Source organism: Rhodococcus sp. Z6_132, from assembly GCF_058133635.1.
This window is the reverse complement of the sequence record NZ_JBYUNP010000002.1, coordinates 685,397-703,309: the sequence shown is the minus strand read 5'-3', so window position 1 is coordinate 703,309 and position 17,913 is coordinate 685,397. Positions and strand designations below refer to the sequence as shown.

The window sequence follows — 17,913 nt, the reverse complement described above, 5'->3', positions numbered from 1 at the left end:
GTCGCTACGAGCGACCCCGTGCCGAGAGGCGCACTGGCGGGCACCGCCCCGTTGGCCGTCCGGCTGTGATCCAGCCGGACGGCCAACACTCATCTCGGGGGGAGCTGGGCTCAGCCCGCGCTGATCTCCCGCTTGAGGATCTTGCCGGTGGCTCCCTTGGGCAGCTCGTCCACGATGAGCACCTTGCGCGGGTACTTGTAGGCCGCCACCAGGGGCTTGACGTGGGCGATGAGCTCCTCGGGCGTGGCCTCGGCCCCCGCCTTGAGCGCCACCACCGCGCAGATCTCCTCGCCCAGGTCGTCGTGCGGCATGCCGATGACCGCAGCCTCGGCCACCGCCGGGTGCTCGTAGAGCACCTCCTCGATCTCGCGGGGGTAGACGTTGAACCCGCCCCGGATGATGAGGTCCTTCTTGCGGTCGACGATGTAGTAGTAGCCCTCGTCGTCCACGCGGGCGAGGTCGCCGCTGTGGAACCAGCCGTCGACGATCGCGGCGGCGGTCGCCTCGGGGTTGTTCCAGTAGCCCTTCATGATGTTCTCGCCGCGGATGCAGATCTCGCCGACCTCGTCCTTGCCGACCTCGTTGCCGTCCTCGTCGAGCAGCGTGACCTCGACACCCTTGACGGCCACGCCGATGGAGCCGGCCTTGCGCTCCCGGTCGGGCAGGTTGAACGTGGCCACCGGGCTGGTCTCGGACAGGCCGTAGCCCTCCAGCACCGTGCAGCCGAACTTCTCCTCGAACCCGCGCATGACCTCCACCGGCATGGCCGACCCGCCGGAGACGCACACCCGCAGGTTCGACAGGTCGTAGGAGTCGCCCTCGGGGTGGTGCAGCATCGCCGCGTACATCGTGGGCACGCCGGCGAAGGCGGTCACCTTGTCGCGCTGCAGCACCTCCAGCGCCTTGGTGGCGTCGAAGCGCGGGATGAGGGTGAGGGTGGCGCCGGCCCGGATGACGGTGTTCAGCGCACAGGTCTGGCCGAACGCGTGGAACAGCGGCAGGGCGCCGAGCATCACGTCGTCGGGACCGAGGTTGAGCAGCGTGGACGCGCTCAGCTCGCTGTTGCTGTTCAGGTTGTGGTGGGTCAGCTCGGCGCCCTTGGGCTTTCCGGTGGTGCCGGAGGTGTAGAGGATGACGGCCGTGTCCTCGTCGGCCCGCTCCACCACCTCGGGGGCCGGCTCGGCCGCCCCGACCAGGGCGGTGAAGCCCTCCACGGTGACCACGATGCACTCGGCGTTCGCGTCCGCCGCACCCTTCTCGCCGGCCTCGGCGAAGTCCTGCCAGGCGAACAGCCACTTGGCCCCGGAGTCGGCCAGGTGGTAAGCGACCTCGCGCTGCTTGAGCAGCGGGTTGAGCGGGACGACGACACCGCCGGCGCGCAGCACGCCGTAGTAGACGATCGGGAAGTGCGGCACGTTGGGCAGCGAGACACCCACGGCGTCACCGGGCTTGAGTCCCTTGGCCTTGAGCAACCCGGCCAGGTGGGCGGTCGCACCGTCGAGCGCGGCGTAGTCGAGCACCAGGTCGTCCAGCTTCACGGCCGGGTGCGACGGGTCGCGCTGCACGCTCCTGGCCAGGTTCTCCGCGATGTTCGTCAAGGCTTCTCCTCGCGTCTGCCTCGGGCGCGATCGCCGCAGACGGGCGATCCGCGCACACCTGCCCCGCTGGCACGTGTTTCCGCGCACGGTAGCAACGCGAGGTCAGGGCCAGTCCGGCGACGCCGAGGCCAGGTATGTCATCCTTCGGAGACATCACGCGTTGACTTCTGCTGAGGAGCGCCATGCCTGCCCGCCCCACCGCCGCCGCTCCGCAGGCGACCGAGGCCGCGCGACACCCCGGTCTCGTTCCCGCCCTTGTCTTTCTGGGGGCGCTGGTGGCGGTGGTCAGCAGCCTGGGCGCTCCCCTGGTACCGACGGTGGCGGTGGACTACGCGGTGTCACTGCCCAGTGCCCAGTGGTCGCTCACCATCACCCTGCTGGCCGGCGCGGTGTCCACCCCCGTCCTGGGCCGGCTCGGGGACGGCCCGCACCGCCGCGCCGTGATCATCGGTGCGCTCGCGCTGATCGTGCTCGGCTGCGTGCTGGCCGCCGTCCCCGGCAGCTACCCCCTGCTGCTGGTGGGGCGGGCCCTGCAGGGCGTGGGCCTGGGCCTCACCCCGCTGGCCATGGCGGTGGCCCGCGACCACCTCACCGGGGCGCGGGCCCGGTCGGCGGTGGCGACGCTGTCGGTGACCACCGCGGCCGGCGTGGGACTGGGGTACCCCCTCACCGCGCTCGCCGCGCAGCACCTGGGCTTCCACGCCGCCTTCTGGTGCGCCGCCGCCGCCACCTCGCTGGTGCTCGTCGCCGTGATCGCCGTGGTGCCGCCCAGCACCACCCGCACCCGCCACCGCCTGGACGTCCTCGGCGCCACGCTGATGAGCCTGAGCCTGGCCGCGGTGCTGGTCGCCGTGAGCACCGGCGGGCAGTGGGGCTGGTTCTCCGGCCGCGTGCTCGGCCTGCTCGTGGTGGCGGTGTTCCTCGGCGCAGCGTGGGCATGGTGGGAGCTGCGGGTGGCCCACCCGTTGGTCGACCTGCGCCTGCTGCGCAACCGCGCGGTGCTCACGGCCGACGTCAGCGCGGTCATCTCCGGGGTCGGCATGTACTTCCTGATGGCCACGATCATCCTGTTCGTGCAGTCCCCCACCTCCACCGGCTACGGGCTGGGCCAGTCGGTGGTGGTGGGTGCGCTGGTGCTGGTGCCGTTCTCGCTGTGCAGCGTGGCGGCGAGCCGGCTGGCGGTGCTGATCGGCCGCCGCGTCGGCGAGCGCCTGGTCATCCCCGTCGGGGCGGGGTTCTTCCTGCTGGCCATGCTGATGTTCCTGTTCCTGCGGCACAGCGTGTGGCAGGTGTGCGTGGTGATGGGGCTGGCCGGCCTGGGCGTCGGCTGCACCTTCGCGGCCATGCCCGCGCTCATCGTGCGCTCGGTGCCGGTGCACGAGACCGGCAGCGCGCTCGGCGTCAACCAGGTGCTCAAGACGGTGGGTGGCTCGATGGGCAGCGCGCTGGCCTCGGGGGTGCTGGCCTCGCACACCCTGGCCGGCGCCCGCTACCCGGAGAACAGCGGCTACTCGGTGGGCGCGGTGCTGTGCATCGGCATTTGGGTGCTGGTCGGGGTGCTCGGCTACGTCCTGCTCGGGCGGTCGCTGCGCACGCCGGCACCCACCGACGCGCAGGCTCCCGCCGACGCCCAAGCCCCCACCGACGCGGAGGCACCCGCGGCGAGGCTGGGGACACCATGAGCGAGGCACGCAAGCGCGACTCCGCCCGGAGCAGGCAGGAGCTGCTGCGGGCGGCGGCCGAGCTGTTCAGCGAGCGCGGCTACGACCGGACGACGCTGCGCGAGGTCGGCGAGCGCGCCGGGGTGGACCCGGCGCTGGTGGCGCGCTACTTCGGCGGGAAGGTGGCGCTGTACGTCGCCACCCTGAAGGCCTCGGCCCAGGACGGGGTGCCCGACCTGCTGCAGCCGGGGCGGGTGGCGGAGGTGCTGCGCGGCATCCGCCGGTCCGGCTCGGCGCCGTTGCTGCAGGCGGCGCTGCGCCCGCACGACGACCCGGACGTGCAGGAGGCGGCGCGGGAGACGCTGGCGCTGCGCCTGACCACCCCGCTGACCGAGCGCCTGGCCGAGGCCGGCCACACCGACGCCGCCCTGCGCGCCGAGGTGGCCATCGCGGCGCTCGCGGGCATCGCGCTGGGCCTGGGCTCCGGCGCCTTCCCAGCGCTCAGCGCCGCCTCGGACGACGAGCTGGCCGCGGTGACCACGGCCGTGCTCGCCGCCCTCCGCGACGGCTGAGCAGCCCGGTCCCGCCCTCGGCCGCGAGCTGCTCGGCCAGGTCCATCACCTCCGAGACCGGCCGCGGGGCCGGCTAGGCGGTGGCTCCGCCGTCGACCACGAAGTCGGCGCCGGTGCAGTAGCTGCTGGCGTCGCTGGCCAGGAACGCCACCATCGCGGCGACCTCCCCGGTGGTGCCCGCCCGCGGTATCGGCAGGTGCGAGAGGTTCAGCACGGCCAGGTCCACCATCGGGGTGTCCACCGAGCCGGGGCACACGCAGTTCACCCGGACGTGCCGCGGTGCCAGCTCCTGTGCAGCCGAGCGACTGGCTCCGCGCAACCCCCACTTGGACGAGGCGTAGGCCAGCGCTCCGCCGTGCCCGCGCATCCCCGAGATGGAGGCGACGTTGACGATGGCGCCACCGCTGTCGGGCATGGCGTCCACCACCTCGCGCATACCCAGCACGGGACCGAGCAGGTTCACCTCCAGCAGCCTCCGCAGATCGGCGTCAGACCAGCTGGCCAGCGGCTGCTTGCGGTAGATCCCCGCGTTGTTCACCAGCACGTCCACCCGCCCGTGCTGCTGCACCGTCTCCCGCACCACCCGCTGCCAGGCGGCGCTGTCGGTCACGTCGTGGGCGAGGAAGGTGGCCGACGGCCCGAGGCGCTGCGCCACCTCGCGGCCGGCGGACTCGTTGACGTCGGTGAGCACCACGGTGGCCCCGAGCTCGACGAACAGCTCGGCCTCCGCTGCCCCCTGCCCCTGGGCCGCGCCGGTGATGACGGCGACCTTGTGCTCGAGTCGGACCAGTGGCGCTGCCGCGGTCACTGGGCGCGAGCAGCCGGGCCGGGCTGGGCCCCCCGGATCAGCCGCCCGGGCAGCGGCCCCACCGCCTCACCGTCGCGGTAGGTCTCCTGACCGCTGACCACGGTGTGCCGGTAGCCGTCCACGCGCTGCACCATCCGGCGCCCGCCCGCAGGCAGGTCGTGGCGGATCTCCGGCTTGTGCAGCCGGAGGCCGGCCATGTCGATGACGTTGACGTCGGCCTTGTAGCCGGGCTTGAGCAGGCCGCGGTCGAGCAGCCCCACCAGCTCGGCGGTGGCGCGGGACTGCCGAGCGACGATGTAGGGCAGCTCGAAGGTGCCGTGGTCGCGGTCGCGCACCCAGTGCTGCAGCAGCGTGGTGGGGAAGCTGCCGTCGCAGATGGTGCCCACGTGGGCGCCGCCGTCGGAGAGCCCGGGCACGGTGTAGGGGTGCGCCATCATCTCCTGGACGGCGTCCAGCGAGCCTGCGTTGTAGTTGGCGAACGGGCTGTAGAGCAGCCCGCGGCCGTGGTCGGCCACCAGGAGGTCGTAGGCCAGCTCCTCCGGCGTGCAGCCGATGCGGGCGGCCCGGCGGGCGACGGTGTCCTCCGGGTCGGGCTCGTAGCTCGGCGGGTCGGCCAGCTCGAACATCAGGTCGAACTTGCCGATGATGCGACCGCCGATGCGGGTGAGGTTCTCCTCGCCGGACTGCGCGGCGAGCACCCGGGCCCGGAAGTCCGAGCTCGCCATCTGGGCCGCCTGCTCCGCCAGCGGCAGGTGGGACACGCTCTGCCACACCGGGTTGTACATGAAGGGGTTGAGGGTGCAGTCCAGGCCGAGGATGATCCCGATGCCGCGGGCAGCGACCTGCGCGCGCAACCGGTAGCCGTCCTCGTTGACCTGCTCGATCAGCCGGAGGATCTCCCGGAACTTCTGCGGGTTGGTGGTGCTCTGCGCCAGGGACAGCGACATGGGGCGTCCGGAGGCCTCCATCATGGCGCGCACCAGGCGTGCGTTCGGGCCCAGGTCGTCGTCCCAGTCGGTGACCAGCTGCAGCACCCCCTTGCCGGTGCGCCCGATGGCGGCGGCGATCGCGGTGAGCTCCTCCAGGCCTGCGTCGTAGGTGGGGGTCAGCTCGCCGGAGATGCTCTTGTGGTTGAGCGTGCGCGAGGTGCTGAAGCCCAGGGCGCCGGCCTCGATGCCCTCCGCGGCCAGCTTGGCCATCAGGGCGATCTCCTCGCCGGTGGCCATCTCGTGCGCAGCGGCACGGGCACCCATGGCCCGCACCCGCACTGCGGCGTGCGGAACCTGCGCGGCGAGGTCGATGTCGTGCGGGCGGCGCTCCACCGCGTCGAGGTACTCCGGGAACGACTGCCAGTCCCAGGCCAGACCCTCGGCCAGCGCGACACCGGGGATGTCCTCCACGCCCTCCATCAGCTCGATCAGCCGGTCGTGGTCGGCGGGCACCACGGGGGCGAAGCCGACACCGCAGTTGCCCATCACGGCGGTGGTGACGCCGTGCCAGGAGGAGGGCTGCATCCGGTCGTCCCAGGTGGACTGGCCGTCGTAGTGGGTGTGCACGTCCACGAAGCCGGGCGCCACCACGGCGCCGTCGGCGTCGATCTCCTGCCGGCCGGTCCCCGAGACGGCGCCGACCTCCACCACGATGCCGTCGCGCACCGCAACGTCGGCGGTGAAGGCAGGCGCCCCGGTGCCGTCGACGACGCTGCCACCTCGGATGACGAGATCGTGCTCGGACACTGGCCTGCTCCTCTGATCAACTAGCTCGACTATGCCGGTTAGACATAGGCAGCAGTGGAACAGACCGCCTGGTGCGCGTCAAGGGTGCCGGACGGCGGCGCGGCAGTGCTTGACCACTGGTGGAACTGGTGCGACTATGCCGAAATTGCATAGTTCGCCCCGTACCTGTGACCGGCTCGTGGCGACGGGACCCCACCCGAGAGGACCCACCCATGGCGCTGGACGCCGCGACCACCGACTTCATCGGCCTGATGGCCCAGGCCGGCGGCCCCCCGCTGCACGAGCTCTCCCCCGCCGAGGCCCGCACCAAGCTGGCCGGCCTCGTCCCGATGTTCGGCACCGGCCCGGACGTCGCCGAGGCTCGCACCGAGCAGGTGCCCGGCCCCGGCGGCGACCTCGCGGTCCGGGTGCTGGTCCCGCACGGACGCCCACGCGGCGTCCTCGTCTACTTCCACGGCGGTGGCTGGGTGCTGGGCAGCCTGCCCGAGTACGAGGTTCTCGGGCGTCAGCTCGCCGCCCGCACCGGGTGCACCGTGGCGGTGGTGGACTACCGCCTGGCCCCCGAGCACCCCTACCCGGCCGCGGTCGGTGACGCCTGGGCTGCGCTGCAGTGGGCTTCCGCCACGCTGGCCAGCGCGGGGTCGGGCCCGGCCGGCCTGCCGCTGGTGGTGGCCGGCGACAGCGCCGGGGGCAACCTCGCCGCCATCGTCAGCCGGCACGCCCGCGACGCCGGCGGACCGGACGTGGCGCTGCAGGTGCTGGTGTACCCGGTGACCGACTGCGACCTGGAGAGCGAGTCCTACGTGGACCCGGCCAACCAGGGGATGCTCAACCGCCACACCATGGCCTGGTTCTGGAACCACTACGTCACCGACGAGCAGCGCACCCACCCCGACGTCTCCCCGCTGCGCGCCGCCGACCTCGCCGGGCTCGCGCCGGCGGTGGTGGTCACCGCCGAGCACGACGTGCTGCGCACCGAGGGCGAGGCCTACGCGTCCGCGCTGGCCGAGGCCGGCGTGGACGTGACCCACCGCCGCTTCGACGGCCAGATGCACGGCTTCTTCACCATGGTGAACCTGCTGCCCGGCAGCGCCGCGGCCATCGACTTCGTGGCCGAGCAGGTCGGCGCGCACCTGGACCAGGCCGGCACCGCCCCCACCCCCGAGAGCACAGGAGCGCAGCACTGATGGCACCAGCAGAGGTCGACGCCGTCGTGGTGGGAGCAGGGTTCTCCGGGCTCTACATGGTGCACAAGCTGCGCGGGCTCGGGCTGTCGGTGCGTGGCTTCGAGGCCGGGGCCGACGTGGGCGGCACCTGGTACTGGAACCGCTACCCGGGCGCTCGCTGCGACGTGGAGAGCATGTACTACGCGTACTCCTTCGACCGCGAGCTGGTGCAGGAGTGGGAGTGGTCGGAGAAGTACTCGGCCCAGCCGGAGATCCTGCGCTACCTGCAGCACGTGGCCGACCGCCACGACCTGCGGCGCGACTTCACCTTCAACACCCAGGTCACCGCCGCCGCCTACGACGAGGCGTCGTCGCGGTGGACGGTGACCACCTCCGACGGCGACCAGGTCAGCGCCCGCTACTGCATCCTCGCGGTGGGCTGCCTGTCCTCGGCCAAGCTGCCGGAGATCCCCGGCCTGGAGCAGTTCCGCGGGCGCACCTTCCACACTGCCCACTGGCCGCACGAGGGGGTGGACTTCACCGGGCAGCGGGTGGGCGTCATCGGCACCGGCTCCTCCGGCATCCAGGTGATCCCGCTGGTGGCCGAGCAGGCTGAGCAGCTCACCGTCTTCCAGCGCACGGCCAACTTCGCCTTCGCGGCCTTCAACGGCCCCGCGGACCAGGACAAGGTCAGCACCATCAAGTCCGACTACCCCAGCGTGGTGGCGAACATCCGCTCCTCCTACGGCGGCATCCCGCCGACCAACCCGCCGACGTCGGCGCTGGAGGTCACCCCCGAGGAGCGGCAGCGTCGCTACGGCGAGCGGTGGCGCCTGGGCCTGCTGAGCGGCCCGCTGCAGGCCTTCCACGACATCATGGTGGACCGGGCCGCCAACGAGACCGCGGCGGAGTACGTCCGCGAGCGGATCCGCGAGGCGGTCACCGACCCGGAGGTCGCGGAGGCGCTGTGCCCGCAGGGCTACGCCATCGGCACCAAGCGGCCGTGCCTGGGCACCCGCTACTACGAGACCTACAACCGGGACAACGTCACCCTGGTGAACCTGCGCGAGACACCGCTGGTGGCGATCACCGAGCGCGGCATCGCCACCACCGACGGCGAGCACGAGCTGGACTCGCTGGTCTTCGCCACCGGCTTCGACGCGATGACCGGCCCGCTGCTGGCCATCGACATCACCGGCCGCGACGGTGCCACGCTGCGGGAGGAGTGGGCGTCGGGCCCGATCACCTACCTGGGCCTGGCCACCGCCGGCTTCCCCAACATGTTCCACCTCACCGGCCCGGGCAGCCCCTCGGTGATCACCAACATGGCGGTCTCCATCGAGCAGCACGTGGAGTGGGTCGCCGACGCGGTGGCCTACCTGCGCGACCACGGCGTGGCGGCCATCGAGGCCGACCCGCAGGCCCAGCAGGAGTGGACCCAGCACGTGCAGGAGGTCGCCTCCTACACGCTGTACCCGGAGACCGACTCCTGGTACACCGGGTCCAACGTGCCGGGCAAGCCGCGGGTCTTCATGCCCTACCTCGGCGGCGTCGGGCTGTACCGGGACAAGTGCCAGCAGGTCGCCGACGACGGCTACCCGGGGTTCGTGCTCACCGCCTGACCGCGCTCGGAGTGGCGCCTCGGCCCAGCCTGACTACCCTCCAGGGGACGGCCCTGCTCCACGTGGAGCACGCGCCGTGCGGGTGCGGGAGGTGCTGATGACCACTGCGGATGCCGACGTGATCGACGAGGTGGTGGACACCGATCGGTACCCGTTGTCCGCCCCGGACTCCCCCGCCTGGGACCGGGCCGTGCTCGCCGCCCGCGAGCGGCTGCACGCCGACGGCTGCTGCGTGCTCACCGGCTTCGTCCGCCCGGAGCTGACTGCTCGGCTGCAGGCGGAGTCCGCGCTGGCGGCGCCGCTGGCCCACCACGACGTGGAGCTGGCCAACGTCTACAACACCCCGCCTGATCCCCACCTGCCCCCGGAGCACCCGGCGCAGGTGCTCCTGCCGCGCGGCAACGCCTTCGTCGCCCGCGACCAGCTGGACCCGGGGTTGCTCGTCCAGGGCCTCTACGCCAGCCCCCTGCTGCAACGGTTCCTCGCCGCGTGCTTCGAGCTGCCGGAGATCCACGAGCTGGCCGATCCGCTGGCCGGGCTGGTGCTCAACGTGCTCAGCGAGGGCCACTCGCACCCGTGGCACTTCGACACCAACGAGCTGGCCATCAGCATGCTCACCCAGGCGCCCGAGGCCGGCGGCACCTTCGAGTACTGCCCCGACATCCGCACCGCCGAGGACGAGCACCTCGCCGACGTCGCCGCCGTGCTCGCCGGCGAGGGCGAGCACCGGGTGTCGCGGCTGCAGCCACGGGTGGGCGACCTGCAGCTGTTCCGCGGCCGCTACTCCCTGCACCGGGTCACCGCGGTGCGGGGCGGCACCGAGCGGCACTCCGCGATCTTCGCGTACTCGGCCCGACCGGGCGTGGTGGGCTCGGTGGCGCGCACCCGCCAGCTGTTCGGCCGGGTGCTGCCCGAGCACCTCGCCGCCGAGGGCCGCGCGGTGCGGCTCGACCAGCTGATGGACTGACCGGTGGCCGCCACCACGACCTACGCCGCCGAGGAGGGCCTGCCCCGGGCCCCGCTGCCCAGCCTGCAGGACAGCTGCGACCGCCTGCTGCAGTGGAGCGCCCCGCTGCTGGACGCCGAGCAGCTGGCGGAGACCCAGGCCGCGGTGGTGGCGTTCCTGCGGCCGGGCTCCCCCGCGCACCGGCTGCAGGCGGCGCTGCAGCGCGAGCAGGACGAGGGGGCTGGCTGGCTGGAGGGGTTCTGGGCGAGTCGCTACCTGGGTCGTCGGGACCGCATCGCCGTCAACGCCAACTACTTCTTCCTGCTGGGGGACTCCCCGCTGGGCCAGGTGGAGCGGGCGGCGGCGCTCACGCGCGCCGCGGTCGACCACAAGCAGCGCCTGGACGCCGAGGCGGTGGCCCCGGTGCGCGAGCGCGACCAGGTGCAGTCGATGGAGCAGAACAAGTACCTGTTCTCCGCCACCCGCATCCCCGGCACGGAGCACGACACCGACCGCACCGCCTACAGCGCCACCGAGCCCGGCCCGTCCCGGCACCGCCACGTGCTGGTGCTCAGCCGCGGCCACGCGTTCCGGTTGGAGGTGCTCGACCACCACGACCGGCCCTACCCCGTGGAGCAGCTGGCGGCGGGGCTGCAGCGCGTGCTCGCGCAGTCGCAGGACTGGGCGCCTCCGAGCCGGGCGCTGGGCCACCTCACCACCCAGGACCGGGCCCAGTGGGCCACCGACCGCGCCGAGCTGCTGGCGGGTGCACCGGAGAACGCCGCGTTCCTCGACCAGGTGGAGACGGCACTGTTCTGCCTGTGCCTGGACGACGTGGCGCCGGCCGACGCCCACGCGGCGTGCTGGCAGCTGCTGGCCGGCAGCGGCGCCAACCGCTGGTACGACAAGTCGTTCTCGCTGATCGTGGCGGCCGACGGGACCGCGGGACTCAACGGCGAGCACACCCACCTCGATGGCACCACCGTGGTCGGCCTCATCGACGCGCTGCTCGCGCCGGGCGGCACGGAGACAGCTCCGGCGGCCGAGGGCGAGCCCGGTGTCGCCGCGCTGGACGTCCGGCTGACCGCAGCGCTGGCCGAGCGGGTGGTGGCCGCGGCGGAGTCCTTCGCCGACTTCACCGCCGGCTGCGCCACCGAGCTGGTGAGCTTCGACCACCTCGGCTCGGCGCAGCTGAAGTCGCTGGGGGTCTCCCCCGACGCGTTCGTGCAGATGGCCTTCCAGCTGGCCCACCAGCGCGCTCGTGGGCTGGTGGGATCGACCTACGAGTCGGTGGCCACCCGGCAGTTCTGGCACGGCCGCACCGAGGCCATGCGGGTGGTCACGCCGGAGGTGCTCACCTTCGTGGCGGCGATGGACGACCCCGCGGTCGATCCGGCCGACCGGGTGGCGGCACTGCGGGCAGCGCTGGCGGCGCACACCGCGCGGGCCCGGGAGTGCAAGCAGGGCCTCGCCCCGGAGCAGCACCTGTGGGAGCTGCAGCTGACCCAGCAGCGTCGCGGTGCGGAGCTGGGCGCCACCGAGCCGCTGGCGCTGTACCACAGCCCCGGCTGGGTGGTGCTGCGCCAGGACTACCTCAGCACCAGCTCGGCGCCGTCGCAGTTCACCCAGTACTTCGGCTTCGGCTCCACCAGCGACCGGTGCATCGGCGTGGGCTACGTGCTGCTGCCCGAGCGCTTCCACCTGCACCTGAGCACCCCTCGGGCGGTGGACCAGCAGATGCAGGCCTTCGCCGCACAGCTGCGCACCGTGGTGCCCGAGCTGCAGTCCCTGCTCGCGGGGGGCTAGCGCCGCCGGTCCAGCACCTGGGCCAGCTGCTCGCGGTCGTCGAACGGACGCACCTGCTCGCCGTAGACCTGGTGGCCGTCGGCGCCGCGGCCGGCCACCACCAGCACGTCGCCCGGCCTGGCGCGAGCCGCGGCCTGCTCGAGGGCCCGGCGACGGTCGGGCTCCACCACGAGCTCGCCGCCACGCACCGAGCGGGCCCCGGCGGCCACCGCCTCCCGGACGCGGTCGGCAGGCTCGGAGCGCGGGCTCTCGTCGGTGACCACCACCACGTCGGCCAGCTCGGCGGCGGTGGCACCGAGGCGGAAGCGCTTGCCCGGGTCGCGGTCACCGGTGGCCCCCAGCACGACCAGCAGCCGGCCGGTGGTCAGCGAGCGCAGGAACGGCAGCAGCGAGCGCTGCCCGGCACTGTTGTGCATGTAGTCCACCAGGGCCAGGAACGGCTGCCCGACGTCGACGCGCTCCAGCCGCCCCGGGACGCGGGCCAGCTGTTCCATCCCGTGGACCGCGCCCCGCAGGTCCACCCCCGCCAGCGCCAGCGAGGTGAGCGCCGTGAGCGCGTTGGCCACCTGGTGCGGACCCAGCAGCGCCAGCGACACGGGCAGCCGCCCGAGCGGGGTGTGCACGGTGAACCGGGTGCCCTCGGCGTCGCAGGCGATGCCGTCGGCGTACACGTCGGCCGTGGGGTCGCGGGTCGAGTGGGTCCACACCGGCAGGTCGGTGCTGGCGCAGAGCCGGCGGCCGTACGGGTCGTCCACGTTCACCACGGCCGCGCCGGCCCGCTCGGGGGTGAACAGGGCGGCCTTGGCGGCGTAGTACTCCTCCATGGTCCGGTGGTAGTCCAGGTGGTCGCGGCCCAGGTTGGTGAAGGCCACCACCCGGAAGCGGGTGCCGTCCACCCGCCGCTGGCTCACCGCGTGCGAGGAGACCTCCATGGCCGCCGCCAGCGCGCCCTCGTCCCGGAACCCGGCAAGCAGCCGCTGGAGCACCGCCGCCTCCGGGGTGGTGCGCTGGGCCGGCCAGGAGCCGGCGGGGCTGCGGATCGCGATGCCGGTGATCATCGCGCTGCGCACACCCGCACCGGACAGGCCCGCGTCAACCAGGTAGGTGGCACTGGTCTTGCCGTTGGTCCCGGTGACGCCGTAGACGTCCAGCCGGGCGGAGGGGTGGTCGTGGATCCAGGCGGCCAGCGGGCCGACGTGACGACGGGGATCGGCCACGACGAGGGAGGGCAGGGCCGTGGCGGGCCGGTCGCTGAGCACGGCCACCGCACCGCGGGCCGCCGCCTCGGCCTCGAAGGTGAGCCCGTGCTCCCGCTCGCCCGGCAGTGCCACGTAGAGGTCTCCGGCGGTGACCGTCCGGGAGTCGTCGCTGACGCCGGTGACCGACCGAGCGAGCTCCCTGGTCGTCCCCGTGGCGGCGAGGCCCAGGTGGGCTGCGACGTCGCACACGGTGCGGCCCAGCGCAGCGGGGGCCGCAGGGGGGCGAGTCATCGGCACCGACGCTGCCAGCCAGAAGTCCACTGCCAGCCAGAAGTCACGGTTCATCGTGACACTCCCACGGGCACAACGCGCATCGTCGGCTGAGCTGGTCCCGGTCGGTGGGACGAGCACGAGCGAGCGCACACCGCCAGGTGAGAATTTCCGCCAGGGGGGTGGAACGTGGCGTGAGTTACTGTTACCGTCAATCTCACCAACGGTCATTGACACAATCTACGACGCGACCAACCAGACTCCCCAGGGGGAAGACATGACCACCGCACCGGCCATCACCGACCAGCGCACCACTGCCGACGAGGACGTGTCCCGCAGGCTCCTGGAGTCGGCCGCGGCCCTGTCCTACGACCCCGCCGAGGAGGTCGACTGGGAGTCCCCGCTGGACCCCACGCTGCACGGCCTCAACCCGGAGTGGAGCACCCTCTACGGGACGGCGCTGTGGGACGAGATGACCGAGGAGCAGCGCATCACGCTCACTCGCCACGAGGTGTGCTCGATCATGAGCACCGGCATCTGGTTCGAGATGATCCTGCAGCAGATGGTGCTGCGGGACATGTACGTCACCGACACCGCGCGCTCGGACTTCCAGTTCGCCCTCACCGAGATCGCCGACGAGTGCCGGCACTCCATCATGTTCGCCCGGGCCTGCGAGAAGATGGGCGCCTCGTCCTACTTCCCCACCCGCCTGAGCGTGGAGCTGGGCCGCGCCTTCAAGAGCGTGGCCAACGCCGAGGTCGCCTACGGCGGGATCCTGGTGGCCGAGGAGGTCCTCGACGTCATGCAGCGTGACTGGATGCGCGGGGAGAACGTGCTGCCGATGGTCCGGACGACGAGCAAGATCCACGTCGTCGAGGAGTCCCGGCACATGAAGTTCGCCCGCCAGGAGATCCGCGAGCAGATGGAGGGTGCGAGCGCCACGCGCCGCCGCACCAGCAGCCTGGTCATCGCCATCGCCGCCTACGTCATCGTCTCCAACATGGTGAACAAGGGCGTCTACGCCGCGGCGGGGCTGGACACCGACCGCGCGGTGCGCGAGGCCAAGAACAACGAGCACCACAAGGCGATGATGCGGTCCAGCTGCGCCCACCTGATGGACTTCCTCGCCCAGTGCGGGCTGCTCAGCCGCCCGGCCATGCGCATCTACCAGCGCGCCAACATGCTCTGAGCCGAGCCACCCACCTTCCGTCTCTCCGGACCTCACACACAGGGACCTCCACCGGCCATGGCCTACGCGATCACCCAGACCTGCTGCAACGACGCCACCTGCGTGTCGGTGTGCCCGGTCAACTGCATCCACCCCACTCCCGAAGAGCCTGACTTCGGGACCACGGAGATGCTCTACGTCGACCCGCAGACCTGCATCGACTGCGGGGCCTGCGCCGACGCCTGCCCGGTGGACGCGATCTTCCCGGTCGACCGGCTCATGGGCCGCGACACGGTGTTCGCCGAGCTGAACCAGCAGTACTACGCCGACCGGCCGACCGACAACGAGTGGTCGGCGCCGCGGTTCCCCCGATCGCTGCCGCGCACCCCGGAGGGCCCCGCTCGGGTCGCCGTGGTGGGCACCGGACCGGCCGCCTGCTACGCCGCCGAGTCGCTGCTGCGCATCGGCGCCAACGTCACCATGATCGACCGTCAGCCGGTGCCCGGCGGGCTCGTCCGCTTCGGCGTCGCACCCGACCACCCGTCCACCAAGAAGATCGGCGACAGCTTCGCCAGCCTGTTCCAGCACCCGCGCCTGCAGATGCACCTCAACGTGGAGGTGGGTACGCACGTCAGCCACGAGGAGCTGGCGGCGCACCACCACGCCGTGGTCTACGGGGTGGGCGCCGCGGCCGACAACCCGCTGGGCGTGCCCGGCGAGGACCTGGCGGGCAGCATCTCCGCCACCGCGTTCGTGGCCTGGTACAACGCATACCCCGATGCGCACCCCACCGTGTCGAACACCCCGATCGACCTCTCCGCCGAGCGGGCCGTGATCGTCGGCAACGGCAACGTGGCGCTGGACGTGGCGCGGATCCTGGCGTCGGACCCCGAGGATCTGGCCCGCACCGACATCGCCGACCACGCGCTGGAGGCGCTGCGCGCCAGCAACATCCGCGAGGTGGTGCTCATCGCGCGCCGCGGTCCCGAGCAGGCGGCGTTCACCCGCCCCGAGCTGCTCGCGCTCAAGCACCTGCCCGGCGTGCGGCTGGTGCTCGACTCCACCACGGTCACCGCCGACGACGTGGCTGCGGCCGCGCCGGGCAGCAAGACGGCGCTGTTCAGCGACGTCGACGCCGAGGAGGTCGACTGGCAGTCACCGCCGCCGGCAGGCAAGCGCATCGTGTTCCGCTTCCTGTCGTCGCCGCTGGAGCTCACCGGGGACGACCGCGTCGAGGGAATCGCGCTGAGCCGCAACATCCTGGAGGAGCGGGACGGCCAGGTGGCGGTGACGGCGACCGGCGACCGGGACGAGCTGCCCACCGGGCTGGTGCTGCGCTCCACCGGCTACCGCGGCCGCCCGCTGCCGGGGCTGCCGTTCGACTCCACGACCGCCACCGTGCCGCACGAGGCCGGGCGGGTGCTGGACTCCCCCGGGGGTGCTCGACTGGACGGCACCTACGTGGTGGGCTGGATCAAGCGCGGACCCTCCGGTGGCATCGGCGCCAACCGCACCTGCGCGGAGGAGACGGTGGACTCCATCATCGACGACGCTGCTGCCGGTGCGCTGCCGTCCCCGCGCAGCTCCGCCAGGGCGTTCGCCCGGCTGGTGCGCCAGCGGCAGCCGCAGGTGATCACCCGCCAACAGGCGCTGGCCATCGACCAGGCTGAGCGCGAGCTCGGTGCCAAGGTGGGTCGGCCGCGGGTCAAGCTGGCCAGCACCGAGGAGCTGTTGGCTGCGGTCAAGAAGCCGCTGCGCCGCTAGTTCGGCCGGCTCTCCAGGTGGTGCTGGATCAGCTGGCACCAGCGCAGGCAGGATCAGCTGGGGCGTGGCGTCGTCCACCGGCACGGCGACGCCCGCTGGGGTGCCCCGACGACGGTGGGTAGATGCGGGTGGCAAGGCCCCCTCCGCGATGGTCCGATGTTCCAGAAATGCTGCGGTACAAGGCATTTGTCGTGTTCACTGGGTGGGTGAGCGTCACTGAGCGGTATGCCGGGCTGCCGCTGTGGGTGCGGGTGTTGTGCTCGGTGGTCGGGGGCGCGGCGCTGGGTGCGGGTTGCGGCCTCGCCACGGGTCCCGCGGACCGGGCTGTGCTGTGGATGGCGGTAGGTGCAGTGATCGGGGGTGCCGGGCAGCTCACGGCACACCGCAGACGGGCCAAGCTGGCCGACGCCATCGGCTTCGTCGGCGACCTCGACCAGCTCGACGTCGTGCGTCGCCAGGTAGAGGCCGGCCGAGCCCCCACCGACACCTACACCCAGCGGGAGCTGGCTCGTCGCTACACCAGCTACCAGCAACGCCTCCTGCGGGCGCAGCGCCTCCTCGCCGTCGTATGGACGGTACTGGGTGTGGCCTACGCGGCGCTGCTCGTGGCTGAGCCCACCGGCCTGCACGTGCTGTCGGCGACTGTGTGGCTGCTCGGCGCGGTGGTCTTCGCCCGCGCCGCCTGGCTGCAGCCGCGACGCTACCGTCAGGTGTTCGAGGTTCTCGGGTGCACCGACCGTGACTGGACAGCCCAGGCAGAAAGCCGGAGCTAGCCCCGTCCCTGCTTCTCCCCCGCTCCGTCTGGCGCTGACACTCTGCGCCCCGTGGACCGCGCCTGCACCGCAACCTCCACGCCGTCGAGGGCAGATCGGATCGTCGCGCCGTAGCCGTCGTCGGGCAGTGCGTCCAGTCGTTCGCGAGCTGCCATCAGCTCACGCTGGGCCGCGCCGAACGAGCCGAGCCGGCGGAAGTTGTCGGCGAGGTTGAGGTGCAGCGAGGGGTAGAAGCCGCGAACGTCGAGGGAGGCGTGGTGCTGCTGGGCACGGGCGTTGGTGAGGCTGTCGGCGGCGTCGAGGGCGCGGACGTCCCACACGAGCGCCTCGGCAAGGTCGTCGTGCAGGTCGGCCAGGTAGTGGGCCAGCGTGCACCGGTGCAGCGGGTCACCGCCCGGGCCCACTTCCGCCCAGATTGCGGCGAGAGCGGCGCGGGCAGCATCCGGATCGCCGGCGAACCCCAGCTGGACAGCATCGGTGATGGCGGCCATCGTCTGGTCGGCCGGGGCTGGCTCGTGGGTGGGGGTCATGGGTCACGTCCTTCGGGTGGGTGAGTCAGGTCGGGTGGGTGGTGGATCGGGTTCAGCCTGGGTTGCTGGTCGGGGTCGAGGTGTCTGGGCGCGATCCACTCGATGCGGCCGTGAGTGCCCATACGGACGGTGAAGCCTTCGTGGGTGATGAGCCGGTGGTCGAACGGGCACACCAGGGCCAGGTTCTGCAGGTCTGTCGGTCCGCCGTGTTGCCACTCGGTGAGGTGGTGGACTTGGGTCCACTGGGCGGGGCATCTCACAGCCGGGTCGCGTGCAGCCACGGTCGCGGGCATA

The 17,913-nt window shown here is 72.4% G+C and carries 15 protein-coding genes; 9 read left to right on the top strand and 6 right to left on the bottom strand.

Annotated features, from left to right (window positions below; all coding sequences use genetic code 11):
• Positions 1 to 110: 110 nt before the first annotated feature.
• On the bottom strand, positions 111 to 1,598 hold the full coding sequence (locus tag AC3YO9_RS09970) for a long-chain-fatty-acid--CoA ligase (protein ID WP_489983026.1): 1,488 nt from the start codon (positions 1,596 to 1,598) through the stop codon (positions 111 to 113).
• A gap of 182 nt (positions 1,599 to 1,780) precedes the next feature.
• On the opposite strand from AC3YO9_RS09970, the gene AC3YO9_RS09965 reads away from it, so the two are divergent.
• Positions 1,781 to 3,280, top strand: coding sequence for an MFS transporter (locus tag AC3YO9_RS09965; RefSeq protein ID WP_489983025.1), 1,500 nt, complete (start codon positions 1,781 to 1,783; stop codon positions 3,278 to 3,280).
• The gene (locus AC3YO9_RS09960; RefSeq protein WP_489983024.1) at positions 3,277 to 3,831 is read left to right on the top strand and encodes a TetR/AcrR family transcriptional regulator; all 555 of its coding nucleotides are present in this window, start codon (positions 3,277 to 3,279) and stop codon (positions 3,829 to 3,831) included. The genes AC3YO9_RS09965 and AC3YO9_RS09960 overlap by 4 nt, the downstream gene beginning before the upstream one ends.
• A gap of 73 nt (positions 3,832 to 3,904) precedes the next feature.
• Here AC3YO9_RS09960 and AC3YO9_RS09955 read toward each other — a convergent pair whose 3' ends face one another.
• Positions 3,905 to 4,639 carry an SDR family NAD(P)-dependent oxidoreductase gene (locus AC3YO9_RS09955; RefSeq protein ID WP_489983023.1) on the bottom strand — a complete coding sequence of 245 codons (735 nt, stop codon included), beginning with the start codon at positions 4,637 to 4,639 and terminating at the stop codon, positions 3,905 to 3,907.
• The gene (locus tag AC3YO9_RS09950; protein ID WP_489983022.1) at positions 4,636 to 6,375 is read right to left on the bottom strand and encodes an N-acyl-D-amino-acid deacylase family protein; all 1,740 of its coding nucleotides are present in this window, start codon (positions 6,373 to 6,375) and stop codon (positions 4,636 to 4,638) included. Before AC3YO9_RS09950 ends, AC3YO9_RS09955 begins: the two co-directional genes overlap by 4 nt.
• Before the next feature lie 212 nt (positions 6,376 to 6,587).
• Between AC3YO9_RS09950 and AC3YO9_RS09945 the strand changes: the two genes are divergently transcribed.
• From AC3YO9_RS09945 to AC3YO9_RS09930, 4 genes are all read left to right on the top strand, one after another.
• Positions 6,588 to 7,562 carry an alpha/beta hydrolase gene (locus AC3YO9_RS09945; protein ID WP_489983021.1) on the top strand — a complete coding sequence of 325 codons (975 nt, stop codon included), beginning with the start codon at positions 6,588 to 6,590 and terminating at the stop codon, positions 7,560 to 7,562.
• Positions 7,562 to 9,163, top strand: a complete 1,602-nt coding sequence (locus tag AC3YO9_RS09940) for a flavin-containing monooxygenase (protein WP_489983020.1) — start codon at positions 7,562 to 7,564, stop codon at positions 9,161 to 9,163. The genes AC3YO9_RS09945 and AC3YO9_RS09940 overlap by 1 nt, the downstream gene beginning before the upstream one ends.
• 97 nt (positions 9,164 to 9,260) lie before the next feature.
• Complete coding sequence (locus AC3YO9_RS09935) at positions 9,261 to 10,130, top strand: HalD/BesD family halogenase (RefSeq protein WP_127783166.1); 870 nt, start codon at positions 9,261 to 9,263, stop codon at positions 10,128 to 10,130.
• Positions 10,131 to 10,133: 3 nt separating this feature from the next.
• Complete coding sequence (locus AC3YO9_RS09930; RefSeq protein ID WP_489983019.1) at positions 10,134 to 11,915, top strand: choline/carnitine O-acyltransferase; 1,782 nt, start codon at positions 10,134 to 10,136, stop codon at positions 11,913 to 11,915.
• On the opposite strand, the gene AC3YO9_RS09925 is transcribed toward AC3YO9_RS09930, so the two are convergent.
• Entirely contained in the window at positions 11,912 to 13,405 is a 1,494-nt protein-coding gene (locus tag AC3YO9_RS09925; protein ID WP_489983457.1) for a UDP-N-acetylmuramoyl-L-alanyl-D-glutamate--2,6-diaminopimelate ligase, read from the bottom strand. The two genes, AC3YO9_RS09930 and AC3YO9_RS09925, sit on opposite strands and share 4 nt — an antisense overlap.
• A gap of 256 nt (positions 13,406 to 13,661) precedes the next feature.
• On the opposite strand from AC3YO9_RS09925, the gene AC3YO9_RS09920 reads away from it, so the two are divergent.
• The 3 genes from AC3YO9_RS09920 (at position 13,662) to AC3YO9_RS09910 (ending at position 17,089) form a co-directional block, all read left to right on the top strand.
• Positions 13,662 to 14,573 carry an AurF N-oxygenase family protein gene (locus AC3YO9_RS09920; RefSeq protein WP_127783168.1) on the top strand — a complete coding sequence of 304 codons (912 nt, stop codon included), beginning with the start codon at positions 13,662 to 13,664 and terminating at the stop codon, positions 14,571 to 14,573.
• A gap of 57 nt (positions 14,574 to 14,630) precedes the next feature.
• Positions 14,631 to 16,316: an FAD-dependent oxidoreductase gene (locus tag AC3YO9_RS09915; protein ID WP_489983018.1), complete on the top strand. Its 1,686-nt coding sequence runs from the start codon at positions 14,631 to 14,633 to the stop codon at positions 16,314 to 16,316.
• A 206-nt stretch (positions 16,317 to 16,522) separates the two neighbouring features.
• Positions 16,523 to 17,089, top strand: a complete 567-nt coding sequence (locus AC3YO9_RS09910; protein WP_489983017.1) for a hypothetical protein — start codon at positions 16,523 to 16,525, stop codon at positions 17,087 to 17,089.
• On the opposite strand, the gene AC3YO9_RS09905 is transcribed toward AC3YO9_RS09910, so the two are convergent.
• Both AC3YO9_RS09905 and AC3YO9_RS09900 read right to left on the bottom strand, forming a co-directional pair.
• On the bottom strand, positions 17,086 to 17,619 hold the full coding sequence (locus AC3YO9_RS09905; protein WP_489983016.1) for a hypothetical protein: 534 nt from the start codon (positions 17,617 to 17,619) through the stop codon (positions 17,086 to 17,088). The genes AC3YO9_RS09910 and AC3YO9_RS09905 overlap by 4 nt on opposite strands.
• The gene (locus AC3YO9_RS09900; protein ID WP_489983456.1) at positions 17,616 to 17,912 is read right to left on the bottom strand and encodes an HNH endonuclease signature motif containing protein; all 297 of its coding nucleotides are present in this window, start codon (positions 17,910 to 17,912) and stop codon (positions 17,616 to 17,618) included. The genes AC3YO9_RS09905 and AC3YO9_RS09900 overlap by 4 nt, the downstream gene beginning before the upstream one ends.
• Between the last annotated feature and the right edge of the window lies 1 nt (position 17,913).